This is a genomic window from Streptomyces sp. NPDC030021 (genome assembly GCF_055574035.1).
Genome location: NZ_JBVIAH010000001.1, coordinates 588,803 through 613,817 on the forward strand (window position 1 = coordinate 588,803; position 25,015 = coordinate 613,817).

Annotated in this window: 19 protein-coding genes; 10 read left to right on the plus strand and 9 right to left on the minus strand. The window is 72.0% G+C overall.

Features of this window, described 5'->3' with window-relative positions; genetic code table 11:
• Window positions 1-101 precede the first annotated feature (101 nt).
• From ACZ4YL_RS02570 to ACZ4YL_RS02590, 5 genes are all read right to left on the minus strand, one after another.
• On the minus strand, window positions 102-506 hold the full coding sequence (locus ACZ4YL_RS02570; protein WP_468113374.1) for a low affinity iron permease family protein: 405 nt from the start codon (window positions 504-506) through the stop codon (window positions 102-104).
• Window positions 507-583: 77 nt separating this feature from the next.
• Complete coding sequence (locus tag ACZ4YL_RS02575; protein WP_468113375.1) at window positions 584-1,087, minus strand: hypothetical protein; 504 nt, start codon at window positions 1,085-1,087, stop codon at window positions 584-586.
• The gene (locus ACZ4YL_RS02580) at window positions 1,084-5,703 is read right to left on the minus strand and encodes a putative T7SS-secreted protein (RefSeq protein WP_468113376.1); all 4,620 of its coding nucleotides are present in this window, start codon (window positions 5,701-5,703) and stop codon (window positions 1,084-1,086) included. The genes ACZ4YL_RS02575 and ACZ4YL_RS02580 overlap by 4 nt, the downstream gene beginning before the upstream one ends.
• Entirely contained in the window at window positions 5,704-6,348 is a 645-nt protein-coding gene (locus tag ACZ4YL_RS02585) for a hypothetical protein (RefSeq protein ID WP_390799014.1), read from the minus strand. It abuts the gene before it with no gap.
• Window positions 6,345-6,851, minus strand: coding sequence for an SseB family protein (locus ACZ4YL_RS02590; protein WP_468113377.1), 507 nt, complete (start codon window positions 6,849-6,851; stop codon window positions 6,345-6,347). Before ACZ4YL_RS02590 ends, ACZ4YL_RS02585 begins: the two co-directional genes overlap by 4 nt.
• A 123-nt stretch (window positions 6,852-6,974) precedes the next feature.
• Between ACZ4YL_RS02590 and ACZ4YL_RS02595 the strand changes: the two genes are divergently transcribed.
• Window positions 6,975-7,835 (plus strand): alpha/beta hydrolase family protein, encoded by an 861-nt coding sequence (locus tag ACZ4YL_RS02595; RefSeq protein WP_468113378.1) that lies wholly within the window; start codon window positions 6,975-6,977, stop codon window positions 7,833-7,835.
• A gap of 16 nt (window positions 7,836-7,851) precedes the next feature.
• On the opposite strand, the gene ACZ4YL_RS02600 is transcribed toward ACZ4YL_RS02595, so the two are convergent.
• From ACZ4YL_RS02600 to ACZ4YL_RS02610, 3 genes are all read right to left on the minus strand, one after another.
• A complete protein-coding gene (locus ACZ4YL_RS02600) occupies window positions 7,852-8,871 on the minus strand; it encodes a TolB family protein (protein WP_468113379.1) in 1,020 nt (339 codons plus the stop codon).
• Window positions 8,868-10,265, minus strand: a complete 1,398-nt coding sequence (locus tag ACZ4YL_RS02605) for an MFS transporter (RefSeq protein WP_468113380.1) — start codon at window positions 10,263-10,265, stop codon at window positions 8,868-8,870. The genes ACZ4YL_RS02600 and ACZ4YL_RS02605 overlap by 4 nt, the downstream gene beginning before the upstream one ends.
• Window positions 10,266-10,393: 128 nt before the next feature.
• On the minus strand, window positions 10,394-11,296 hold the full coding sequence (locus ACZ4YL_RS02610) for a glycosyltransferase family 2 protein (protein WP_468113381.1): 903 nt from the start codon (window positions 11,294-11,296) through the stop codon (window positions 10,394-10,396).
• 372 nt (window positions 11,297-11,668) lie between these two features.
• Between ACZ4YL_RS02610 and ACZ4YL_RS02615 the strand changes: the two genes are divergently transcribed.
• Genes ACZ4YL_RS02615 through ACZ4YL_RS02645 form a run of 7 tightly spaced genes read left to right on the plus strand, consistent with a single transcriptional unit; the run spans window position 11,669 to window position 21,245 of the window.
• The gene (locus tag ACZ4YL_RS02615) at window positions 11,669-12,778 is read left to right on the plus strand and encodes a Gfo/Idh/MocA family protein (protein WP_468113382.1); all 1,110 of its coding nucleotides are present in this window, start codon (window positions 11,669-11,671) and stop codon (window positions 12,776-12,778) included.
• A gap of 59 nt (window positions 12,779-12,837) precedes the next feature.
• On the plus strand, window positions 12,838-13,836 hold the full coding sequence (locus ACZ4YL_RS02620) for an NAD-dependent epimerase/dehydratase family protein (protein WP_468113383.1): 999 nt from the start codon (window positions 12,838-12,840) through the stop codon (window positions 13,834-13,836).
• Complete coding sequence (locus ACZ4YL_RS02625; protein ID WP_468113384.1) at window positions 13,833-14,987, plus strand: DegT/DnrJ/EryC1/StrS family aminotransferase; 1,155 nt, start codon at window positions 13,833-13,835, stop codon at window positions 14,985-14,987. The genes ACZ4YL_RS02620 and ACZ4YL_RS02625 overlap by 4 nt, the downstream gene beginning before the upstream one ends.
• Complete coding sequence (locus tag ACZ4YL_RS02630) at window positions 14,984-15,757, plus strand: NeuD/PglB/VioB family sugar acetyltransferase (RefSeq protein WP_314250254.1); 774 nt, start codon at window positions 14,984-14,986, stop codon at window positions 15,755-15,757. The genes ACZ4YL_RS02625 and ACZ4YL_RS02630 overlap by 4 nt, the downstream gene beginning before the upstream one ends.
• Window positions 15,754-16,869 carry a DegT/DnrJ/EryC1/StrS family aminotransferase gene (locus ACZ4YL_RS02635; RefSeq protein WP_468113385.1) on the plus strand — a complete coding sequence of 372 codons (1,116 nt, stop codon included), beginning with the start codon at window positions 15,754-15,756 and terminating at the stop codon, window positions 16,867-16,869. Before ACZ4YL_RS02630 ends, ACZ4YL_RS02635 begins: the two co-directional genes overlap by 4 nt.
• Window positions 16,870-16,899: 30 nt before the next feature.
• The gene (locus tag ACZ4YL_RS02640; RefSeq protein ID WP_468113386.1) at window positions 16,900-20,199 is read left to right on the plus strand and encodes a DUF4082 domain-containing protein; all 3,300 of its coding nucleotides are present in this window, start codon (window positions 16,900-16,902) and stop codon (window positions 20,197-20,199) included.
• Entirely contained in the window at window positions 20,196-21,245 is a 1,050-nt protein-coding gene (locus tag ACZ4YL_RS02645; protein WP_468113387.1) for a glycosyltransferase, read from the plus strand. Before ACZ4YL_RS02640 ends, ACZ4YL_RS02645 begins: the two co-directional genes overlap by 4 nt.
• Window positions 21,246-21,262: 17 nt before the next feature.
• Here ACZ4YL_RS02645 and ACZ4YL_RS02650 read toward each other — a convergent pair whose 3' ends face one another.
• Window positions 21,263-21,967, minus strand: a complete 705-nt coding sequence (locus ACZ4YL_RS02650) for a Wzz/FepE/Etk N-terminal domain-containing protein (protein WP_468113388.1) — start codon at window positions 21,965-21,967, stop codon at window positions 21,263-21,265.
• Window positions 21,968-22,047: 80 nt separating this feature from the next.
• Between ACZ4YL_RS02650 and ACZ4YL_RS02655 the strand changes: the two genes are divergently transcribed.
• Together ACZ4YL_RS02655 and ACZ4YL_RS02660 are read left to right on the plus strand one after the other, a co-directional pair.
• A complete protein-coding gene (locus ACZ4YL_RS02655; protein ID WP_468113389.1) occupies window positions 22,048-24,063 on the plus strand; it encodes an O-antigen ligase family protein in 2,016 nt (671 codons plus the stop codon).
• Window positions 24,009-24,980, plus strand: coding sequence for a glycosyltransferase (locus ACZ4YL_RS02660; protein WP_468113390.1), 972 nt, complete (start codon window positions 24,009-24,011; stop codon window positions 24,978-24,980). Before ACZ4YL_RS02655 ends, ACZ4YL_RS02660 begins: the two co-directional genes overlap by 55 nt.
• The last annotated feature ends 35 nt before the right edge of the window (window positions 24,981-25,015 follow it).

A 25,015-nucleotide genomic window follows, 5' to 3' on the forward strand; every position in this document is an offset into this window, starting at 1 on the left:
CGGGCGCCCATGGCCGAGGCCCGCGCGGCGGGTCACTCGAAAGCGCCCGTTCCGGGGTCCGCTCGGCCCAAGGGAGCAGGGCACCCCTGGGGGTGCCCGCGCTACTTGCCCTCCTCGATCCCGATGGCCTTGGCCAGCTCCTCGTGTGCGCGGCCCGGCTCGCCCTCGTACTGCTCCAGGAGGACGGCGGCGATGGCGTCGAGCTTGACCTGGATCGCGTGCTCGGCCCTGCGCTCGGAGTTCTTGAGCAGGGCCAGGAGCAGCAGGGCGACCGCGGCCATCGCGTCACCCATCAGGTGCTGCCAGCTCGTGTCCAGGTGGAGCACGTGGACCACGACGAAGCCGGCCACCAGCAGGACGCAGAACACGGAGAAGGCGGGCGAGCTGGTGAAGTTCGAGGCCAGCTCCGCCAGCTTCTCGAATCGTCCGAGCCGCCCCTGGCCGCCCTTCTTCGCGGGATGTTCGAGGGCCATGGTCTGCACGTGCCCGCTCAGGCCGTACCCCATCCCCTCCGGGCCGGTCGAGCACCCGACCGGCCCATATCGGGGAGGGGCCGTCCGGGGCCGCTACCGGCCCCGGGCGCTCACCTCGCCCGGACGGGGGCCCACAGGCTGACGCTCCACACGTCCCCGTGCCCCGCGTGGTAGCCCCGCTCCTCCTCCTCGTCGTCCACGACGATCACCGAGACGTCGGACGCCGCCGCCCGGTACTCAAGGAAGCCGCCCTGGTCGCTGACCTTCAGTTCCGGAGCTCCGGGGACACGCGCGAGTTCGTCGCGCACGTCCTCCCAGGCGACGTAGCGGGGGAATTCGACCCCCATGGTCCGGGCCCATTCCTTCGCCATGTCCGGGCCGGACGCGAGCCGGTGCAGCTCGATGGAGCCGCCGGACATCACCCACTCGTCGCCGGGGTTGAAGTAGAACTCGACGAACCCGTAGTCGCGGCGCAGCGACTGGCCGTCCTCGTCGACCACGTCGACGAAGCGGTGGCGGACGGCCCGGTCGACCTCGCCGAGGGTGGAGCCGATGCCGATGCCGTGCAGGCGGCCGGTCCTGAGGAACGAGGCGAGGAATTCGATGCCGGTCACGGCCAGTTCTCCAATTTGTCGATCAGGGCTTGCATTTCCCCGGAACGGTTCTTCGTGTTGCCCCAGTTGTGGGTGTCCATGTGCTCCTGGGCCGCCTTGGCCTTGGCCAGGAGGTCCGCCCGCAGCTTCGGGTCGTTGTTCACGGCGTCCACGGCCGCCTGGACGCTCTTGTCCGACGCCCAGCCGTCCTCAAGCCTGATGGGGGCACCCTGGATATTGCCATCCTTGTCCACGGTGATGCTGACTTCGTGTTCCTTCCCCTTCTTCAGGGGGATGTGGATGTGCGCACCCTTGGTGGCCCAGTCGGAGGCGACCGGAGACACCCGGATCTTGCAGGGCTTGAGCCCGAGGGGGTCGGACCAGGTGTGGGGATTGTCCACGTAGGTCGTCGGATTGGGGGCCGGGTCGAGCCCGAGGGGATCGCCGCTGAGGTACCGGGCCGTCTCGGGGTCGTAGTGGCGGTGGAAGTTGTAGTGGAGTCCCGTCTCGGGGTCGAAGTACTGGCCCGGAAAGCGCAAGGGGGTGTACGCCGCGCTCGTGGCCGCCCACGTCGTCGTACCCCACAGCGTGCTCCGCGTGTGCCAGGCGAGGTCCCCCGACTCGTCGACGAGCTCGGTGGGCGCGCCGACCAGATCGGTCACGATGGCGTAGAACCGTTCGTCCACGAGCTGCTGCGACGCGTCCTTGCCGAGCATGCGCTCGGTCTGCGCGACGGGGCGCAGGCCCATGTGCTCCCAGGTGAGCGCGATGGGCAGCGGCAGCGCCGCCCCCTGGCTTACCTGTTCGCACAGTGTGGCGCCGTCCCAGGTGAAGGTGGTCTCCTCCAGCACGGTGGTGCCGTCCTCGGCGAGGAGCTGCTTGGCGATGCGGCGGCCGAGGGGATCGTAGAGGTAGCGCCACACCGTGCCGTCCGGCGTGACGGTGGATCTCAGCCGGTCCTCCGCGTCCCAGGTGTACTGCCAGGTGTCCGGCTTGCGGGAGAGCCGGGTCTTCTGCCGCAGGACGGTACGGCCCTGCGCGTCGTGCTCGTAGCGGACGTCGCCCGCCCGGGTGATGCGGGTGCCGGTGAAGGTCCGCGGCCCCGTGGCCACCTGGCCGGGGTGGCTCGCGGGCCAGGCCGCGGCCGTCTGGTTGCCGGCCGCGTCGTAGGCGTACGTCTCCGTCCAGCCGGCCGCGTGCACGGCGGTGACCCGGCCCGTCGCGTCGAGGTCGAAGCGGCGGGTTCCGGACAGCGCGTCCTCGATGCCGACGAGGTGACCGTCGGCACGGTAGGTGTACGAGCGGCGCTGCAGATCGCGGCCCCGGCCGGATATCCGCTGGTCTGCCAGGCGTCCGCCCGCGTCGAAGCGATGGGCGAGCGTGACCGTCCCACCGATCCTGCGGATGAGTTCGCGGCCGGCGGCGTCACGTTCGAAGGCGATCGTGCGGCCGGACGCCGTGAGCTCGGCGGGCCGGCCCGCCGCGTCGTACGTCCGCGTGCTGACCGCGCCGCTCGGCGTGGTCCGCCCGGTGATCCGGCCGAGCGCATCGTAGTCGTAGGCGAGCTCACGGCCGTTCACCGTCTCCGACCTCAGCCGCCCGCAGCGGTCGCGCAGTCGTACCAGTGTGGCGTCGGCGTTCGACGCCACGGCGAGTTCGTCGAAGACGTCGTACTCGTAGGTGGTGACGGCGCCCTCGCTGTCCTTGCGGAGGACCTGGCCCAGTTCGTTGCGTGCGAAGCGGGTGGTCTGGCCGAGACCGTTCACCCGCTCGGTCAGCCGGCCGGCGGCGTCGTACCGGTAGTGCAGGGTCCGGTCGTCGAAGTCGGCCTCGGACACCAGCCGGCCCGCGGCGTCGTACTCGTACTCCCAGCTCAGCCCGAGCGGGTTGGTGACCCGGGTGAGCTTGAGATTGACGTCGTGCCGGAACTCGTGCCGCACCCCGTCCGGGCCGGTGCGGGCCACGAGGAGGTCGAAGTCCGTGTACTCGTACCGGGTGGTCCGTCCCAGGGCGTCGGTGTGGGTCAGGCAGTTGCCCTCACCGTCGTACGTCCATGCCTGCCGGGCTCCGTCCGGTTCGGTGCACGCGGCGACCTGGCTCTCCACGGTCCACTCGAAGCGGGTGACCGCCCCCGTCGGGTCGGTGATCGACACGGGACGGCCGAACGCGTCACGCTCGTAGCGGGTGACGCCGTTCAGCGGGTCGGTGATCTCCATCGGCAGGCCCGCCGCATCGCACCGTACGTGTGTGGTCTCGCCGAGCGCGTCCGTCATGGAGGCGAGGTGCCCCGCGTCGTCGTGGGTGAAGCGCGTGGTCGCCCCGGTGGCGTCGGTGTACGAGGTGCGGTTGCCCCGCTCGTCGTAGGTCTGCCGGATGACGGTGCCGTCGGCGTGGGTGACGCGCACGGGCAGGCCGAGCGCGTCGTGCTCCGCGTACAGGTGCCGGCCGTCCGGGCGGACGACTTCCTCCAGGCGGCCCTCGTCGTCGTACTCGGAACGGGTGGTGTGTCCGAGGGGGTCGGTGCGCGAGAGCAGCCGGTGGCGACGGTCGTACGTGGAGCGGGACAGGGCCCCCGTCGGGTCGATCTCCCCGACGACCTGGACCCGCTCGTTGACCAGGTAGCGGGTGGTGTTGCCCAGTCCGTCGGTGATGGACGTGACGCGCAGGCCGGTGTCGGGGTCGGTGTCGTCCCACGTGAAGCGGGACTGCATGTGGCCGTTGGTCCCCGCCTGGGACGTGCAGCGGTGCAGGTGGTCGTAGACGTAGTCGAACCGGCTGCCGTTCGTGTCGGTCCAGGAGGTGATCACACCGTCGGCGTCGTAGCCGAAGCGCAGCGGGCGGCCGCAGGAATTGGAGACGTGCGTGAGGTTCCCGTCGGTGTACCCGTACCGGAGGATCTCCTGGTCCGTGCCGTCCTGGGCGGCGCCGGCGAGGTGCAGGGCCGTGATGCGGCCGTCGGCGGTCGTCAGCTTCAGGTGGTAGCCGCCGTGGTGGACGATCGCGGTCGGCGCCCCGTCCGCGTCGTACTCGAAGGCGATCCACCGGCCGTGGCGGTCGCCGGTCTGCGTCAGGAGCGCCAGCTCGCCGCTGTGTTCGGTGAAGTGCAGGACGGAGCCGGTGTCCGGGTCGGTGATGGTGTAGGTGTCCCCCTCACGGTCGAGCGGCCAAGGGCGGCCGTGCGTGGGCAGTACGGGGACACCGGGCGCCGGGTGCGGGTACGCGAGCAGGCCGCCGTCCTCGCAGACGAACACGACCCCTTCCGAGTCGATCTCCAGCCGCTGGTCGGCGGTCGACGACCAGGAGGGCCCGAACCAGCGGCCGGCACGATAGGCCGACTCGAAGGTACGCCCGAAGACCAGGGGCAGGGAGCCCGGAAGGGCGATGTCCGTCTGGGGCAGGACCATCCGTCCGGTGGCCATGTCGACGGGGTCGCCGTCGCAGGTGAGCTCCTTGCACTGGCGCCCCTTGCCGTCGGGGTCGCCATTGTGGCCGTCGCGTCCCTTGCCGTGCGGTACGTCGTCCAGGTGCTTGAAGCGCGCCAGGTTCTTGAGGCCGCCGGCGCCCTTGGAGCCGATGAGTTCGGGGATGAGCCGGCCGATGAATTCGCTCGGGTCGCCCTTGGCCGCTTCCCACGCGCTCTTCAGTGCCCGGTCCGGATGCGCCGCGGTGGACGCCAGCCCGGCCAGGGTCATGTTCATGTTCTTGTAGTAGTCGGCGGGGTGGGTGATGTTGTACGGGTCGAGCGGGTCCACCGAGCGGACGAAGTTGGTGATGCCCACGACGCCCTTGACGACACCGCCGCTCAGGTGCAGCATCTCCACGCCCTGGCCCACGCCCCAGTCGACGAAGTTGAGCTTGGCCCGGTCGGTGGCCGACGGCATCGCCGGCGCGTGCGCCAGTGCGGCGGTGACCGCCTTGTTCGCCGTGTCGGCCGCCTCGTTGCGCTGGTGGCGGGCGTCGTTCAGGATCTCCTGCGCCCGGTCCCGGACGGCGCCACCCGGATCGGCCGGGCACTCCGGCCTTGGCAGCGGATTGTCGCTGGTGCGCGCGTCCTCGTAGGCGGCCGCCTTCTTCTTGTAGTCGGCGGCCGCGTTCTTGCTGGCCTCCTGGCCCTGCTTGTAGAGGTCGATGGCCTCCTTCGCCCTGCCCTGTGCCCACGTCACCGTCGTGGCGTACGTCTCCAGGGCCTTGGCCGCGCCCTCGAAGGCGTCCGCCGCGTGCAGCCAGTCGGTGGGCAGCGTCTGGAACTTCTCCCGGAAGGTGTCGGCCGCCGCGCCCTTCCAGTGACTGGAGTCCAGGCCCTTCATGCCCTGGCCCACCGAGTCGAAGGCGCTCTTGAAGTCCCGCAGGTTCTTGACGCTCGCGTTGATGTCGCCGACGTTGCCGTGGATCAGCTCGTTGGCCTCCTCGGTCTGCCCGAGCTGCTGTTCGCCGACCGTGGCGCCCAGCGAGGACGCCGTACTGTCGCCCCAGTCCTCGACCGCGTCCGCCCAGTCCTCGGCGCCGACGTACTCCAGACCGCCGCCGACGACGTCCGTTGCCTTGTCGACGCCCTCACCGACCAGCTTCTTGCCGGCGTCCCAGCCCTCCTCGAGCTTTCCGAGGCCCTTGTCGACCCAACCCCCGAAGTCCACCACTTACTCGCTCCCCCACGTCGGCTGCTTCGCCCGGTCCACCGCGTCCTGCGTGGGCTCCAGCGTCTCGCGCAGCTTCTCGTCCATCAGCGCGCGCTCCTTCTCGCCGAACACGCCCTGGTTCTGCATCGAGTCGAGCAGTCCGTCCTCGACGTCGTAGGCGGTGTCGCGCCAGGTCTGCTCGACCTCGTCCTGGGCCTTCGAGAACGACTCGCCGCTCCAGTCCGCCCCGTCCCACGCGTGCTGGTCCCGGATCTCGTCCCAGTCCTTGGCCTTGACCTCTTCCTCCGACAGGTGCGGGTTGCCGTTCACCCCGTTCACCGCGATCTTGAAGGTGTCCTTGATGTACTGCTCCTGCTCGCTGATCGCGCCCGCCGAGAGGCCGACGGCCTTCGCGAAGCCGTTCCCGCGCATCATCAGCCCGCGCACGCCCCACTCCCAGCGCTCGCAGAACGTCTTGAACCCCGCGGCCAGGCTCTCGTGACCCAACTGCATCCCGGACAGCGACAGATCGGAGAAACCGCGCCCGGTGGACGCCTGGCCGATCATGCCGAGGTCCTTCAGCTCGCCGTGCGCCTTGTCGATGCCGGTCGCTATCAGCTTCAGCGCTTCCGGGGGGACGTCCAGATCCGAATCGGAACCGCTCACTGCTCGCCCCCGAGGTCCACCACTGCCGAGTCCGGCACCACGCCCGCGACGGGCGGGAACAGCATCCCGTCAGCACTGCCGGCGTCGAGCGCCACTCCCGCGGGCACCCCCAGCTTCGGCACCATCACGTCCAACAGCCGCGCCCCGTACACCGAGTGGTACTCCCATTCCCGCCCCGCGTCACCCTGCGCGGCCGCGAACCTCGCCAGCGCCTCCTCGTCCGAGAACGCGCAGATCCACCGGACCCCGCCCTGCTCGGCCGTCCACAGACTGCCGTACGGATCGATCGGCACCAGCACCGCCGTACGGCGGAACTCGCCCAGCAGCACCGCGAACTCCCGGCGCCGCGCCGCGACTTCCCGGTCTTCGCGCGGCACGGTCGGTTTTGCTTTCGTCACGGTCGGTGGCGGCCCCTCGCCGACCAGGTCGGCCAGCCGAACAACCCGGCCGGGCGGTGGGTTTCCGCCTTGGCTCTCCCCGTTCATCGTCACGGCAGGGATCATCACATGATCGCTTTTTCGATTGCAATTTCAAGCCACGGTCCGGCGGCCGACAGGCCGGGGCCGGAAACCGTTGAACGCGGTGCGCGATGTGCGCAGGATGGCAACGAGCGAGGGAGGTCCGTCATGCCATCCGCCGAAGTGACCACGCAGACGGTGCGCGCCGAGGACGGGGCCACGGTCCACGTCCGGTTCCACCGGAGGCCCGACGACCCGTCGGCCCCGGTGCTGGTGTGCATGCCCGCCATGGGTACCAGGGCCGTGTCCTACACGCCCCTGGCGGAGGCCCTCGTACAGGCGGGGTTCCAGGTGGTCCTCGGGGAGCTGCGGGGGCAGGGCACGAGCTCGGTCCAGGTGCGGCGCGGGGTGCGCTACGGCTACCACGAGATGGTGGCGTACGACTACCCCGCGCTGTTCCGGGCGGTCGCGGCCGCCTTCCCCGGGGCCCCGCGCCACCTGCTCGGGCACAGCCTCGGCGGGCAGCTCGGCGCGCTCTACCTCAGCCAGGAGCCGCACATGGCCGCGGGCGCGATCCTGGTCGGCGCCCCGTCCTGCCACTGGCGCGGCTGGCCCTTCCCGCGGAGCCTGGGCATGCTCGTGGGGTTCCAGCTCGCCGCCGCCTTCGCCTCCGTGTACGGGTACTTCCCCGGCCGCCGCTTCAAGGTGCTGGGGGACGACTCCGCACAGGTCCTGCGGGACATGGCCGCCCAGGTCCGGACGGGCCGCTACGACGTGCCGTCCTCACCGGTGGACTTCGAGCCCTGGCTGGCCGAGTTGGACCTGCCGGTGCTGGCGGTGGCCATCGAGGGCGACCCCATGGCGCCGCCCGGCGGAGTGCGGGGGCTCTGCGACAAGCTCACGAGCGCGCGGGTGACGTACGGGGAGCTCGTACTCGGCGAAGGCGCGCCGGGCGGCCGGCACTACGGCTGGATCCGCGACAACGCCGTACTCGTCGAACGGGTACGGGCCTTCGTGGACCGCGCCTGACACCCCCTCGGGGGTGTCAGCCGAGGCGGGCCGGGGAGGAGGCTCCGGGGGCGAGCAGCCGCGGGGCGCCGCTGCCGTCGGCGGGTACGGTCCACAGGTCCGTGCTGTCGGCGGCGCCGTCGGTGGGCAGGCCGTAGGCGAGCGTACGGTCGTCGAGCCAGGCGGCCTGGTCGTCCACGCTGCGCTTCTCGGCGAGCGCGTGGTCGCGCAGCGTCCCGAGGTCCATCACGTGCTCGCGCCACAGCGAGGCGCCGGCCCGGACCCGCTTCTTGTACGCGATGCGCGTCTCGTCCGGGGACAGGGACGGGCATTCGACGTTCTTGGCCAGGGTTTTGACGCTGCGCCCCGAGATCGAGCCCTTGACCAGGTGGGTCTCGCCGCCGGTGGAGACGGTGGCGTAGAAGGTGTCGTCGTCCTTGGAGAAGGTGACCCCCCAGAGGTTGACGTCCTGGGCGCGGTGCTCCCGGCCGTCCATGTCGATGGCGAACTCCTCCAGGTTCGCCTCCAGCTTCCAGGTGCGGGTGTCCACGATCGCGGTACGGGTGGAGAAGAACGCGGCGCCGTAGGACTCGCCGGAGACGAAGACGGTCCAGGCGGCGAACCGGCCGCTGGGCGAGACCCGGGCCCGGCTCGGGGTGCCCGCGAGGGGGAAACTGCGCAGGGTACGCAGTTCGGAGTCGACGATCAGGGCCTTGTTGTCCTGGGCGAGCGCGCCGGGCGTGGAGCGCAGGCACACGCCGGTGCCCGCGGCGGCGTAGAAGCGCTGGCAGTTGAGTTCGGAGGCGGTGCGCTCGGACCCGGGTGCGTCGGCCGGGACCGAGGCGAGGGCTCCGCGGTGCGGGCCCTGCCCGCCGTTGAGGAAGGTCAGGGAGCCGGGCCGGTCGAGCGTGACGGTCCCGGCCGCGACCGTCGGGCCGCCCGCCGACGGCTTGTCGTCGCGGGTGGCGGCGCGCAGCACCAGCGCGGCGGCGAGGCCCCCGAGCAGCAGCACCGCCACGGCGAGGACGAGCAGGCGGCGTGAGTTCGACAGCGTCATCTGGGGGGCCTCACGGGCTTCGGGTCCGGTTCGGTTCGATGCGGGTCGGGCCGGGTGTCCTGGGGTGCCGACGGGCGCAGGACGAAGCCGGCGACGGCGGCGCAGCACAGCAGGCCGGCCGCGGCGGCGGCCAGTGCCGGGCCGGTGCCCCAGAGCGTCCAGGCCCCGCCGAAGGCCAGCGAGCAGCCGAAGCGGGCCAGTGCCTGGCCGGTGCCGACCAGGGCCATGCCGGTGGCGCGCAGCTCGGCGGGGACGGTGGCGGCGACGGCGGCGGGCAGCACGCCGTCGGTGGCGGCGTAGAACGTGCCGTGCAGGGCGAGCACGAGGTAGGGCAGGGCGGGCCAGGCGGGGGCCCACAGCAGCAGCCCGTAGCCGGCCAGCAGGAGGGCGTGCCCGGTGAGGAAGACGGTGCGCCGGCCGATCCGGTCGGCGAGGGCTCCGGCGGGCACGGCGAGCAGCAGGAACACGGCGGCGGTGCCGAGCGGCATGAGCGGGAACCACTGGTCGCCGATGCCGGTGCGGCGTTGCAGGAGCAGGTAGACGAAGGCGTCGCTGACGGTGGTCAGGCCCAGCAGGACGGCGCAGACGGCCAGGTTGCGCAGCCGGGGCAGGCGCAGCAGGCCGAGCGCGTCGCGCAGCCGTACGGGGGCGGGCCGGTCCGCGTCGGGAACGGCGGCGGTGCCGGCGGTGGTGGTGCCGGCGGCGGTCCCGCCGGCCGCGGCCGCGGCTCCCCCGGACGGCCTGGGCCGGGTGTCGCCTCCGGACGGGACGAACAGCATGAGCACCACGACACCGAGTACGGCGACGCAGGCGCTGACGCCGAAGACGGCGTCGTAGCCGTCGACCGTCAGGCTCAGGATGAGGAAGGCGGCGAGCGGGCCGAGCAGTGCCCCGGTGGTGTCCATGGCCCGGTGCACACCGAAGGCGCGCCCTTGTAACTCGGGTGGTGTGGAAAGGGAGATGAGCGCGTCGCGCGGGGCGGTGCGCAGTCCCTTGCCGGTGCGTTCCAGCGTGAGGATCACGCTGATCGGGCCCAGGCTGTGGGCGAACAGCAGCAGCGGTTTGCACAGGGCCGACAGGCCGTAGCCGATGCCGGCGATCAGCTTGTGGTTGCGGACCCGGTCGGCGAGGTGGCCGCCGGTCAGCTGCACGAGGGCGCTGACCCCGTTGTAGACGCCGTCCAGCGCCCCGAAGCCGAGGGGGCTCAGGCCCAGTCCGGCGATCAGGTACAGGGGCAGGACGGCGGTGACCATCTCGGAGGAGATGTCGGTGATCATGCTGACCGTGCCCAGGGCGAGGACGGTCGAGGCGACCGCGGGAGCCCGGACGGGTCCCCGGTCAGGAGCGGTCTTCGCGCCCCCGGGCGCGGGCGCGGAGCGGTCCGCGAGGTACATGCTCTGGTGCTCCCGATGCCGACGGACTGAGTTCACTCGAACGTGCGAGTGGAACCCTAATGGTTGTACGGGCCAACGGTGCGGCGTACGAACAGATTTGGCCGTACGCCCCCGGGTCCGCCGGGTGATCAGCCCTGCCTGCTGCTCTCGTCCCGCAGCCAGGTGGAGAAGTCCTGGTCACGGATGGCCTTCCGGGAGCCCCGGCGGGCGGCGAGCGCCGCCACGACGAACACCAACACCCCCGGCAGCAGCGTCGGCCGGGCCCGCAGCAGGGCGCGCAGATCGGCCGTTCCGGTGCGCGCGGTCTGCTCCGACACCGGCTCCGGCGCCGGCTCCGGCTCCGGTGCCCCTTCCGGCGCCTCGGCCTGCCGCGCCGCCTGGAACCGCTCGAACTCGGCGGAGGAGGTCGCCGCGCGGACCCGCCGCCTGATCAGATCGGACCAGGTGCGCGGCGGACGGACGACCACCCGGGCCCCCTCGACCACGCGCCGCTCCCCGGGCCCGAAGGCGAGGGACGCGGCCAGGTCGTCGGCCATCAGCGGGGGCAGCGCGGCGATCCGCGCGTGCCCCGCCTCGGTCACGGCGATGACCCCCCGGCCGAAGAGCCCCTCGCGGACGGCGGGCAGCCGCTGCCACACCCGGTAGTACGCCCGCACCGGCCAGGCGCAGCCGCCCAGCGGGATGTCCCGGCCGGGGGCGGCGGCGAGCAGCTCCGGGCTCCGGTCGAGGGCGCCCACCAGGGCCCGCACGTCGGCGGCCCCGACGACGACGTCGGCGTCCACGTACAGCCGGGGGAAGCCCCGTGCGTGTTCGTCGCCGACCCGAAGTGCCTGGTGTTTGGAGGGAGTCGGGATCTCCACCACGCGTACGCGGTCGCCCCGCCCGCCCGCCACGCGGGCGGTGTCGTCCGTACAGCCGTTGCACACCACGACGATGTCGGGCCCGGACACCGAGGTGTCGGCCAGGAGCGCGTCGAGGAGGCGGCCGATGACCCGGCCTTCGTTGTGGGCCGGTATCACGATGCTGGTCACCCGGGCAGTATGCATGGTCGAACACCCGCTCCAGGCGATTACGTCAACTCTGCCCGGGGGTACGCCCGGTGGACTAGATTGAGCGGCGCCGCCCGGATTCGGCACGCTTCGGCGGCGTCGGCGTCCGGCAGCGGGCAAAGGCGGTAGGCGGTACGGGTTCGGCTGCTTGTGGGGAACAGGCGGCCGGGCCGGGGGGCGAAGCACGCGGATCACGTAGGGCATCGGTTGTGGGGGGCCATCACCGTTGAGCAGGTCACGCACCGGACGCGCAGGCGTCCGGGCTGCCGTCGACGGCATCTCCCTCCATCACACGCGTCCCGGCCATGAGTGGGCGACACGCCGTCCGGCGTGCGCGGAAGGAAGGGAAACGCCGTGAAGGACACCGCGAAGGACGCGGAACAGGGCGCGGGTCAGGACACGGACGCCACCGGCAAGGGGTCCGCCCCCTTAGGTGTCGCCGTGGTCGGTGCGGGCTACTGGGGCCCCAATCTCGTCCGCAACTTCCAGTCCAGCGACCAGTTCCGGCTGCGCTGGCTCTGCGACCTGAACGTGGACCGGGCCCGGCAGGTGCTCGGCGCGTACTCCACGGTCCAGGCGACCGGCGACTACGAGGCGGTCCTCGCCGACCCGGAGGTCCACGCGGTCGCGGTGGCCACCCCGGCGGGAACGCATCTCGACGTCGCGCTGGCCGCGCTGCGCGCCGGCAAGCACGTCCTCGTGGAGAAGCCCCTCGCCGCCACGTACGAGGACGGGCTGCGGCTGGTGAACGAGGCCGAGGAGCGCGGTCTCACACTGATGTGCGACCACACGTACTGCTACACCCCCGCGGTGGGCCGGATCCGCGAGATGGTCCGCTCCGGCGAACTCGGCGAGATCCACTACGTGGACTCGGTACGGATCAACCTGGGGCTCGTCCAGAAGGACATCGACGTCCTGTGGGACCTCGCCCCCCACGACCTGTCCGTGCTGGACTTCATCCTCCCGGACCACGTACAGCCCGTGGCCGTCGCCGCGCACGGAGCCGATCCCATCGGGGCCGGCCAGTCCTGCGTCGCCTATCTGACGCTCCAGCTGAGCACCGGCGCCATCGCGCACGTGCACGTCAACTGGCTCTCCCCGACCAAGGTGCGCACCACCATGGTCGGCGGCTCCAAGCGCACCCTGGTCTGGGACGACCTCAACCCCACACAGCGCGTCGCGGTGTTCGACCGCGGGGTGGACCTGAGCGCCCCGCAGGAGATCGGCGCGGACGAGCGCCGGGACATGCTCGTCTCCTACCGGACCGGCGACATGGTGGCGCCCGCGATCGGTGAGAAGGAGGCCCTGCGCAGCATGGTCGAGGAGTTCGCCGCGTCCATCAAGACGGGACGGCCGCCGCTGACGGACGGCCGGGCGGGACTGAAGGTGCTGGACATCCTGGAAGCCGCCTCCCGGAGCCTGGAGTTCCGCGGAGCGGTCGTCGGACTGCGCACCGGGCGTTGACCCTCCGCAGTCCGATCACTCGCAAGACCACGACCGAACATTCAGTGGGGGGCAGGGCGTTGAGCAGCGTACGAGGCAAGAGGATTCTGGTCACCGGAGGGGCGGGCACGATCGGCTCGCACCTGGTGGACCTGCTGGTGGACAACGGGGCACGCGAGGTCGTCGTGCTCGACAACTTCGTGCGGGGGCGGACCGCCAACCTGGCCCGCGCCCTGCCGAGCGGGGTGGTGGAGCTCGTCGAGGGCGACATCCGCGACGTGGCCGCGGTACGGAAGGCGACCGAGGGCGCCGAGCTGGTGTTCCATCTCGCCGCCATCCGCATCACCCAGTGCGCGGAGGAGCCGCGGCTGGCGAACGAGGTCATGGTGGACGGCACCTTCAACGTGCTGGAGGCGGCCGCGGCCGCCGGGGTGGGCAAGGTGATCGCCTCGTCCTCGGCCTCGGTCTACGGCCTGGCCGAGCAGTTCCCGACCACCGAACGCCACCACCCGTACAACAACGACACCTTCTACGGTGCGGCGAAGGCCTTCAACGAAGGGGTGCTGCGCAGCTTCCACTCCATGTACGGGCTGGACTACGTGGCCCTGCGCTACTTCAACGTGTACGGGCCCCGGATGGACATCCACGGCCTCTACACCGAGGTCCTGATCCGCTGGATGGAGCGCATCGCCTCGGGCGAGCCGCCGCTGATCCTCGGCGACGGCCTGCAGACCATGGACTTCGTCGACGTCCGGGACATCGCGCGCGCCAACCTGCTGGCCGCCGAATCGGACCTGACCGACGAGGTGTTCAACGTCGCGAGCGGTACCGAGACCAGCCTGCTCCAGCTCGCGCACGGCCTGCTGGAGGCGATGGGCGCCGAGGGAATGGTTCCCGAGCACGGCCCGGCCCGCGCCGTGAACGGCGTCACCCGCCGGCTCGCGGACACCTCGCAGGCCGCGGAGCGGCTCGGCTTCACCGCCGAGATCGACCTGCGCACCGGCCTGCGGGACCTGGTGCAGTGGTGGCGGGCCGAGCGCGCCGCCGACGCGGCGGCGGCCACGGAGGCGGGCCGATGAGCGCCCCGCACGCCGCCCCCGCCCGGATCCCGGTGATGGTGCCCTGGCTGGGCGAGGAGGAGGCGAAGGCCGCTGCCGACGCGGTGCTCTCGGGCTGGGTGGCCCAGGGTCCCCGGGTCGCCGAGTTCGAGCGGGCCTTCGCCGAGCGGGTGGGCGCCGAGCACGGCATCGCGGTGAGCTCGTGCACCACCGCCCTGCACCTGGCCCTGATCGCCCTGGACCTCGGTCCCGGCGACGAGGTGATCGTCCCCTCTCTGTCGTTCATCGCCACGGCCAACGCGGTGCGCTACGTGGGCGCCCGGCCGGTGTTCGCGGACGTCGAGGAGGCCACCGGCAACCTCACCCCGGCCACCGTGGACGCGGTCCGCACACCGAGGACCAAGGCGGTGATCGCCGTCCACCAGGGCGGGGTGCCCGCGGACGTGCACGCGCTGCGCGCGGTGTGCGCCGACTGGGACGTGGCCTTGGTCGAGGACGCCGCCTGCGGCATCGGCGCGACGGTGGGCGGCAAGTCGGTGGGCCACGGCGCACTGCTGGCCGCCTGGTCCTTCCACCCCCGCAAGGTGATCACCACCGGCGAGGGCGGCATGCTGACCACGGACGATGCGCAGTGGGCGGAGCGGCTGCGCCGGCTGCGCGAGCACGGCATGAACGTGTCCGCCGCGCAGCGCCACGCGAGCAGCAAGCCGGTCGTCGAGAGCTACCTGGAGGTCGGCTACAACTACCGGATGACCGACATCCAGGCCGCGGTCGGTCTGGTGCAGCTCGGCAAGCTGGACGAGATCGTGGCCCGGCGGCGCTCGCTCGCGGCCCGGTACACGGAGCTGCTGAGCGGGATCCCGGGCCTGCGGCCGGTCCAGGACCCCGGTCACGGCCAGGGCAACTTCCAGTCGTACTGGGTGCTGCCGGCCGAGGACTTCCCCGTGGGCCGGGACGAACTGCTCGCGGCGCTCTCCGGGGCCGGGATCTCGGCCCGGCGCGGGATCATGGCCTCGCACCTGGAGCCCGCGTACGCGGACCACGGCGCGGCGCCGCTGCCGGTGACCGAGCGGATCAGCCGCGACTCCCTGATCCTGCCGCTGTTCCACACGATGACGCCGGAGCAGCAGGACCGGGTGGTGGCGGTGCTGCGCGAACAGGCGGGCGGATGAGCGGCCCGCCGCCGCGGACCGAGGATCTGCTGATCGTCGGCGCGGGCGGGTTCGCCCGCGAGACCGCCCAGGCGGTACGGGACGCGGCCGCCGCGGCGGCCGCGTACGGCCGGGCTCCGCGGTGGCGGCTGCTCGGGCACCTCGACGACGATCCGGGCCTGCACGGCCGGGAGGTCGACGGGGTGCCGGTGCTGGGCGGCGGCCACCTCGTGCACGAGCTGCCGGCGGCCCGGGTGGTGGTCTGCGTGGGCAGTCCGCGCGACTACGCCGTACGGGCCCGCCTGGTACGGCGCCTGGGGCTGCCCGGGAGCCGCTACGCCACGGTGGTCCATCCCACGGCGGTGGTCTCGGGATCCTCGCTGCTCGGCGCGGGCTCGGTCCTGCTCGCGCACTGCGTGCTGACGGCCGCCGTCCGGCTCGGGTCCCACGTGGCGGTGATGCCGCACGTGGTGCTCACCCACGACGACCGGGTCGGGGACTTCGCCACGCTCGCCTCGGGCGTCCGCCTCGGCGGCGGGGTGCGGCTGGGGCGCGGGGCGTACGTGGGCGCGGGAGCGCTGGTGCGCGAGGGCACGTCGGTCGGCGCCTGGTCGCTGACCGGTATGGGAAGCACGGTCCTGGCCGATGTGCCGCCCGGTGAGGTGTGGGCCGGAAGCCCCGCCCGCCGGCTGCGCGAGGCGGGTGGCCCGGCGCTCGACGAGCTGCGGGCCGATGGCGAGGAGACGGCCGGCCGCTGGCCGGAGACACGGATGGGGAGCACAGTCGCATGAATCAGATACCGCTGGTCGACCTGAAGGCGGCGCACGCCGAGGTCGCCGAGGAGTTACGGGCAGGATTCGACCGTGTGCTCGCCGACACCGCCTTCATCGGCGGTGCGGAGGTCCGCGCGTTCGAGCGTGAGTACGCCGACTTCGCCGGGGTGGGGCACTGCGTGGGTGTCGCCAACGGCACCGACGCCCTCGAACTCGCCCTGCGCGCGAGCGGGGTGGGCGTCGGCGACGAGGTGGTGCTGCCCGCGAACACCTTCATCGCCACCGCGGGCGCCGTCGCCCGGATCGGTGCCCGGCCCGTGCTGGTCGACTGCCTCCCCGACACCCTGCTGATGGATCCGCGGGCCGCCCTGGAGGCCGTGGGCGGGGCGACCCGCGCGGTGGTCCCCGTCCACCTCTACGGGCAGTGCGCGGACACCGCGGCGCTGGCGGCCGGGCTTCCGGCGCACGTGAAGATCGTCGAGGACGCCGCGCAGAGCCAGGGCGCGACCCGCGACGGCCGCTCCCCCGGCAGCGGGGGCATCGCCGCGACCAGCTTCTACCCGGGCAAGAACCTGGGCGCGTACGGCGACGCGGGCGCGGTGGTGACCGACGACCTGGAGAGCGCGGACCTGATCCGGGCCCTGGCCAATCACGGCGGCATCGCCAAGTACCGCCACGACGTGGCCGGGTTCAACAGCCGGCTGGACGGTCTGCAGGCCGTGGTGCTGCGGGCGAAGCTGGCCCGGCTGGCCGGGGGGAACGCGGCCCGCCGGGCCGCCGCCGCCCGCTACGACGAGCTGCTGGCCGACCTCGCCGCCGCCGGGCAGGTCACCGTGCCGGTCACGGCCGAGGGCAATGTCCACGTGTGGCACCTGTACGTCGTACGGGTCACCGGAGCGGACCGCGACGCCGTCGTCGGCAAGCTCAACGCGGAGGGCATCGGCGCGGGTGTGCACTACCCGGCGCCGGTCCACCTGACCCCGGCCTTCGGTCACCTCGGCCACGACCGGGGCGACTTCCCGCACGCCGAACAGGCGGCGGACCGGATGCTCTCGCTCCCCCTCTTCCCGCAGATCACCGCCGACCAGCAGCAGCGGGTCGTGGAAACGCTCCGCAACGCCCTGCGCTGACCCCGCGCTCACGCAAACAATGAGGTCCAGATGAACAGACGGACAAGGTTGCTCCGTTACGGTCTCTTCACCGTGATCGCGGCCTTGACGGCCACGGTCCTGCCGCCGGCGACGGTGGCCGGTGCGGCCGATCCCTGCGGTCCCACCACGAACGCGATCGTGTGCGAGAACTCCAAGCCCGGCACGCCGATGGAGGACTGGTTCGCACCCAGCGCGTACGGCGACATCAAGGGCTTCCCGGCCCAGACGAGTGTCCAGGCCGGCGAAACCGTGCAGTTCAAGATCCAGTCGCCGACTCCGTACAAGGTCTCGGTCTACCGCCTCGGCCACTACGGCGGCACCGGGGCCCGCCTGTTGTCGACCGCGGCCCAGGCGGCCCAGACGTACCCGGCCAACTTCGCGCCGGGCGGCAATCCGGCGACCTGCGCCAAGAAGGCCGCCACCGGGCTGGTCGACTGCGGGAACTGGCCCGTCACCGCGACGTGGACCGTGCCGGCCGACGCCGTGTCCGGGCTCTACGTCGTCAACTTCGACCAGGCGGACGGCAACGGCGTGATGCCGTACCCGTTCGTCGTCCGCAACGACGCCGGCCACTCCGACATCGTCGTGCAGACCAGCGACCAGACCTGGCAGGCGTACAACAACTACGGCGGCCAGGACCTGTACGACGGCGGCGGCCCCGCCCCGGACGGGCGGGCGTACGAGGTCAGCTACAACCGGCCGATGGACATCGGCGGGGACAACGGAATCTACGGGTCCGAGTTCCAGATGGTCTCCTGGCTGGAGCGCAACGGCTACGACGTGAGCTACATGTCCGGCGTCGACATGTCGGTCCGTGGCGGGACCCTGCTGCAGAACCACAAGGTCTTCCTGTCCTCCGGGCACGACGAGTACTGGACCCAGGAGCAGTTCACGAACGCGCTGAACGCGCGCCGGGCCGGGGTCCACCAGACGTACTTCAGCGGCAACGAGGTCTTCTGGAAGACCCGTCTGGCGCCGAGCATCGACGGCGCGGGCACCGCCAACCGGACGCTGGTCTCGTACAAGGAGACCAAGCTGTCCTTCCCGCAGCCGAACGGCATCCCCGACCCGAGCGGGATCTGGACGGGCACCTTCATGGACCCGGCCAGTGCGACGAACGGCCGGCCCTTCCAGCCGCAGAACCAGCTGACGGGCTCGATGTTCAGCGTCAACGGCTACCGCAGTGACGCGATCACGGTGCCCGGCACCTTCGCCAGGCAGCGGCTGTGGCGCAACACCACGGTCGCGAACCTCACCCCCTCGCAGACCGCCACCTTCCCCACCGGCACGCTCGGCTACGAGTGGGACAGCGACGTGGAGAACGCCAGCCGCCCGGCCGGGCAGATCACGATGTCCTCCACCACGGTGGACATCGAGGACGGCAAGCTCCTCAAGGACTACGGCAACACGTACGGGAACGGCACCGCGACGCACAGCCTGGTGGCCTTCCGCGACCAGACCTCGCACGCGCTGGTGTTCGGCGCGGGCACGGTGCAGTGGTCCTGGGGCCTGACCAACATGCCCACGGGCAACCCGGACGACGCCGTGGTCACCGCGGACAAGCGGATGCAGCAGGCCACGGTGAACGTCTTCGCCGACATGGGCGTCCAGCCCAAGTCCCTGCAGAGCGACCTGGTCGCCGCCACCGCCTCCACGGACACCGTGGGACCGGCCGTGACGGTGACCAGCCCGGCGGCGAACGCCACCGTACCGGCGCTGCGGCCCGTGACCATCACGGGCACGGCCGCCGACACCGGCGGCGGCGTGGTCGCCCGGGTGGAGGTCTCCACCGACGGCGGCACGACCTGGAAGGCGACCACGGGCCTCGGCTCGTGGAGCTACAAGTGGACCCCGACCGTTCCGGGCGCCGCGCAGATCAAGGTGCGCGCGGTGGACGACAGCGTCAACATCGGCGCCACCACCACGGTGCCGCTGACCGTGGGACCCCAGCAGTGCCCCTGCACCGTATGGCCCGCCGCGGCCGTGCCGGGCACCGTCAACGCCGGTGACGGCAGCGCCGTCGAGCTCGGCGTGAAGATCCGTTCCTCGGTGGCCGGTTCGATCACCGGCGTCCGCTTCTACAAGTCCCCCGCCAACACCGGAACCCACACCGGCAGCCTCTGGAGCAGCACCGGCCAGCGCCTGGCCACCGGCACCTTCACCAACGAGACGGCCTCCGGCTGGCAGCAGCTGAACTTCGCCACGCCGGTCCCGGTCAAGGCGAACACAACCTACGTCGCCTCCTACTTCGCCCCGCACGGCGGCTACTCCTTCGACACCACCTTCGCCGGCTCCGACGCGGGCCTGGCCCCGCTCACCGCACTCAAGAGCGGCACCGACGGCGGCAACGGCGTCTACCGCTACAGCGCCACGGGCGGGTTCCCGTCCACCGCCTCGTCCGGCAGCAACTACTGGGTGGACGCGGTCCTGGACACCTCCACCGCGAGCACGACCCCGCCCACCGTCACCGGCACCTCGCCGCAGTCCGCGGCGACCGGCACCCAGATCACGGCGGCCGTGTCGGCCACCTTCAGCAACGCCGTCGACGCGGACACCCTGGTGTTCTCCGTCAAGGACTCCGGCGGCGCGGCCGTCCCCGGTGCCAAGGTGCTGGGCGCGTCGAACAGCGCGACCTTCACCCCGTCCTCCGAACTGGCCCTGAACTCCACGTACACGGCGTCCGTCCAGGCCTCCGACCTGTGGGGCAACGCCATGGCCACGCCGGTCACGTGGAACTTCACCACGAGCGCGAGCCCGCCCACCGTGAACTGCCCCTGCACCCTGTGGAACGGCACCGCGACGCCGACCACCGCCAACGTGGGTGACGACGCCAACTCCGTGGAGCTGGGCACCCGTTTCCAGTCCGCGGTGAACGGCTACATCACCGGTGTCACCTTCTACAAGGGCCCCGGCAACACCGGTACGCACACCGGGAGCCTGTGGTCCGCCTCCGGCACCCTGCTCGCCACCGGCACCTTCGGCAGCGAGACGGTGTCCGGCTGGCAGCAGCTGCAGTTCGCCACGCCGGTACAGATCACCGCGGGCACCACGTACGTGGCCTCCTACCACGCACCGAACGGCAACTACTCGGTGGACGGCGGCTACTTCGCCGGCGCGCACCGCTCCTATCCGCTGGTGGCCCCGGCCGACACGGCCGGCAGCGCCAACGGGCTCTACAAGTACGGGGCGGCCACCGCCTTCCCGACGAACACCTTCGGCTCGGTGAACTACTGGGTCGGCCCGATCTTCACCACCACCGCACCGGCCGCCGCGCAGTCCGGGCTGTCCACGGAGGTGAGCGGGCAGTGAGCACGGTCAGCGTGGTGATCCCCTGCTACAAGTACGGCCACTTCCTGGCGGACTGCGTCAAGAGCGTGCTGGACGAGCAGGAGGGCGTCGACGTACGAGTACTGATCATCGACGACGCCTCGCCCGACGACTCCGCGGAGGTCGCCCGCGCGCTGGCGGCCGCCGACCCGCGGATCGAGGTGCGGGTCCACGAGAGCAACAAGGGCCACATCGCCACCTACAACGAGGGCCTGCTGGAGTGGGCCGACGGGGACTACGTCGCGCTGCTGTCGGCGGACGACCGGCTGGTCCCCGGCGCCCTGGTACGCGCCGCCGCACTGCTCGACGCGCATCCGGAGGCGGGCTTCTGCTACGGCAGGCCGCTGCGCTTCCAGCACGGCGGACCGCTGCCCGCGGCCCGCACCCGCAGCACCGGATCGGTCGTCTACCCCGGACGGTGGTGGCTGGACCGGCGGTTCCGCGAGGGCACCGGGTGCATCACCTCACCCGAGGTGGTGGTCCGCACCAGTCTCCAGCGCAAGGTCGGGGGCTACGATCCGGAGCTGCCGCACGCCGGCGACATCGAGATGTGGATGCGGCTCGCGGCGCACGCCGACGTGGGCTACGTCCGCGGGGCCGACCAGGCCTTCTACCGGGTCCACGGCAACAACATGTCCACCACGGACTTCGGCGGCCAGCTCGACGACCTGCGCCAGCGCCTCGTCGCGTTCGACTCGGTGCTCGACAAGTGCTCCGGCCTGCTGCCGGGGGCCGACCGGCTGGCGCTGTCGGCGCGCACCCGGCTGGCCCGGTACGCACTGCGGCGCGCCTACCGGGCGTACGACCGGGGACGCACCGCGGTGGTACCGGTCGACGAGCTCGTGGAGTTCGCGGCGGAGTGCCTGCCGGGGAACTACACGAAGCTGGCCGAGTACCGGGCGCTGCTCAGGCGCCGGCGCATCGGGGCGCGCACCATGCCGTACCTCCAGCCGCTCGTGCTCTCGGCCGTGGCCGACCGGGGGCGCGAGTGGCTGTGGTGGCGGTCCTGGAAGCGTCGAGGGATTTGATGACTCGAACGCCGTGTTCAGCGGGCCGCCCCGGCGAGGGCGGCCCGCTCGGGCTCTTCGGCCCGGACCACCGGACCGGCGTCGGCGGCGGCCTCGTGCCGCTGCCGGCGCCGGCTCCGGCGTGTCAGGAGCCGGTCGGTCCACAGGGCCACCACCACACCGCCGACCCCGCCCAGCAGGGCCGCCCCGGCGAGGCCCCGGCTCTTGTTGCCGCTCTGCACCACCGCGGTGGGCGGCACCAGGAGCGTCACGCTCATCCGGGCGGACTCCGGGACCCCCTGCTGCGTCTGCATGTCCGTCAGGTGCTTCGTGTAGATCTCGATGATCTTCCGGACCGCCGTGTCGGCGGCGGCCGGCTCGGCCTGCTCCGCCTGGACCTGGAGCGAGGGGATCAGATAGCGCGGGGTGACGCTGGTCCCGCTGTTGCGCGGGATCAGCCGGTACGTTCCGCGCACCCCCGCGGCCCGCAGCTCCTCGGCCCCTTCGGGCGAGTCCAGCTGCTGCACCGCGGCGTAGGAGACGGCGGCGAGCGGCGGTTGCAGATTGGCCAGCTGGTTGGGCTGATTGTCCGTCACCGGCGGCTTGAGCACGACGATCGCCGTACTCAGGTACGTCTGCGTGGGGTGCAGCACTTGCACGGCTCCGGCGGCCGCGAGCACCGCCGCCACGATCAGGACGTACCAGCGCCGACGCAGCGCACGGATCAACTCACCAGGCGACACAGGGATTCCTTCCGTTGTGACCGATCTTTCCAGGACACGGGTAGGTCCGCCATCAATTGCGGCTTGCCCGGGGGGTGTTCATGAGCATCGGTGAGATCCTCGCGGTGCTCCGGCGCCGCTGGTACGTGATGGTGCCGCTGACGCTGATCAGTCTGCTCGCGGGGGCGCACCTGTACCGTTCGGTGCCGGTGGCCTATCAGTCGCAGAGCTCGGTGGCGCTGCTCGACTCGACGGCGGTGGCCGAACTGGCCCCCGCCTTCGGCAATCCCATCTCGAACGCCGGCGGTTCGCTGGTGGTCACCGCGGACGTGCTGATCAGGACGCTGTCGGGGACGGACGCGGCGCGGGACCTGCAGGGCATCGGGGTGACCGATCCCTACACGGTCGGATTCGCCGCGAACACCTCGGGGCCGATGCTCACGCTGACCGTCACGGGGACCGACCGGGCGAACGTGCTGGAGGAGACCAACAAGCTGACCGCATTCGCCGGGGAGACGCTCAACGCGCTCCAGGCGGCGGCCAAGGTCAAGCCCGCGTACATGGTGCAGACGGCCCCCGTGGTGCTGCCGCAGACCCCGGTGCCGCAGATGAAGAGCCGCTACCAGCAGGTGCTGGGCGTCGTCATCGTGGGCACCACCGCCGCCTTCGTGCTCTCCTTCCTGACGGACAGCCTGCTGGCGGCGATCCGCCGCAGGCGCGCGGCCGCGGCCGCGCCGGCCCGGGGGCGCGGGCGCCGCAAGCCGTGGGGGCGGCAGCTGGACGCGACCGCCCTGCTGAGCTGCTATCTGGCGCTGGCCTTCTTCGTGCCCTCGAACCTGACCCTCCCCGGCATGGGCGGGGTGGGCACCCCGGCCAACGTGTTCGCCTTGCTGTGCCTGTTCTGGTACCTGGCGGCGTGGATCACGGGCCGGATCCGGCCCGCCCCCGGCACCCGGCTGCCACGGGTGGTGATGTGCCTGCTGGCCTTCTCGGTGCTGGCCTCGTACCTCGCGAACGCGATGCGCGGCAGCTCGCACAAGGAGGTCCTCGCGGCGGACCGCGGGCTGATCGGGCTGCTGGTCTGGGTGTCGCTGGTGGTACTGGTGTCCGCGGGGATCCAGGACCGCGAGCGCCTGGACGTGCTGCTGCGCCGGGCCGTGGTGATGGGGTCGGTGGTGGCCGCCATCGGCTTCTACGACTTCTTCACCGCGACGAACATCGCCGACAGCATCAGCATCCCGGGCCTGCAGTCCAGCGTCGCCCAGATCACCACCCTGGACCGGGGTTCCTTCACCCGGCCGCGGTCCACCACGGCGCAGCCCCTGGAGTTCGGCGGGATGCTCGCCATCATGCTGCCCTTCGCCGTGCAGCAGGCCTTCGATCCGATACGGCGCCACCTGCGCGCGTGGCGCCGCTGGGGGCCGGTGGTGCTGATGGGCGGCGCGCTGCCGCTGACGGTGTCGCGGACCTCCATCATCGGGGCGCTCATCGTGATCCTGGTGATGGTGCTGCGCTGGAGGCCGGAGCGGAGGTGGGCCGCGATCGGTCTGCTGATAGGCTCGGTGGCCTGCTTCAAGGTGATCATCCCGGGGCTGATCGGCACCATCACCGCGCTCTTCGCCTCGTTCCTGACGAACTCCGACAGCAGCACCCAGGCCCGTACGGTCAAGTACAGCGCGATCGTCCCCTATCTCACCGAACGGCCGCTGTTCGGACGGGGCTTCGGGACCTTCCTGCCCGAACTGTTCTTCTTCACCGACAACCAGTACATGCTCACCCTGGCGGAGATGGGCCTCGTGGGGGTGATCGCGCTCCTGGTCCTGCTGTTCACCGGAATCCACCAGGGCGGTGCCATCCGCAGGCTGGCCCGCACCGAGTCGGACCGGGAGCTGGGGCAGGCGTTCTTCGCCTCCGCGCTGGTCTCCCTCGTCATCGCCGCCACCTTCGACGCCCTCAGCTTCCCGATGTTCGCCGGGGTGTTCTTCCTGACGATCGCCGCCGGAGGCAGCTACCTCGGGTTCATCCGGCGCGCGGCGCCGGAGCCCGCAACCGTGGAGTGCCCATGCAGTTCAGCCAGTCAGCAGCCCGCCGACCGGAGCCGGGTGCCGGCCCTGTAGCGGTCGTCGTCGTCACCTGGAACAGCGCCGGGGTGCTCCCGGAGTTCCTCGCCTCGCTGCCCGAGGGCATGGCCGGGCTCGACTGGCGTCTGGTCGTCGCCGACAACGACTCGGCCGACGGCACCGTGGAGCTGATCCGCTCCCTGGCGCCGGACGCGACGGTCGTCCAGACCGGCCGCAACGCCGGCTACGCGGCCGGGGTGAACGCCGCCCTCGGGGCCGCGGCCGCGTGGGAGGGCGGCTTCCGGGCGGCCCTGGTCTGCAATCCGGACGTCCGGATGCGGCAGGGCTGCGCCAAGGTGCTGGTGGACGCGCTGGGCACGGGCGCGCCCGGCGGCGGCCGGGTCGGGATCAGCGTCCCGCTGCTGTACGAGGAGGACGGCCGTACGCTGCTGCTCTCGCTGCGCCGCGAGTCGCGGGTGACCCGGGCGCTCGGCGAGGCGGTGCTGGGCAATCGCCGGGCGGGGCGGTTCCCGCGCTGGAGCGAGATGGTGACCGATCCGTCCGCGTACGAGCGGGCCACGGTCGCGGACTGGGCGACGGGCGCGCTGATGGCCCTGTCCGGGGAGTGCCTGGCGGCGTGCGGGGACTGGGACGAGTCCTTCTTCCTGTACTCGGAGGAGACCGAGTACTGCCTGCGGGCCCGGGACCTCGGCTTCGTCACCCGGCTGGAGCCCGCGGCCACGGCCACCCATCTGGGCGGGGACTCGCAGGTGTCGCCCCGGCTGTGGACGCTCCTGACGCTCAACCGGGTCCGGCTCTACGGGCGCCGGAACGGGGCGGCGGCGACCGCCGCGTTCCGGGCGGCCGTACTGCTGCGGGAGACCTCCCGCGCGGTGCTCGGCCGGCCCGCGAGTCTGGCGGCCGCGAAGGCCCTGGCCAGCCCGTCCGCGCTGCGGGCCACGCCCGGGCCGTGAGACGACGCCGGACCGGCGCGCCCTCGTCCTGGCCC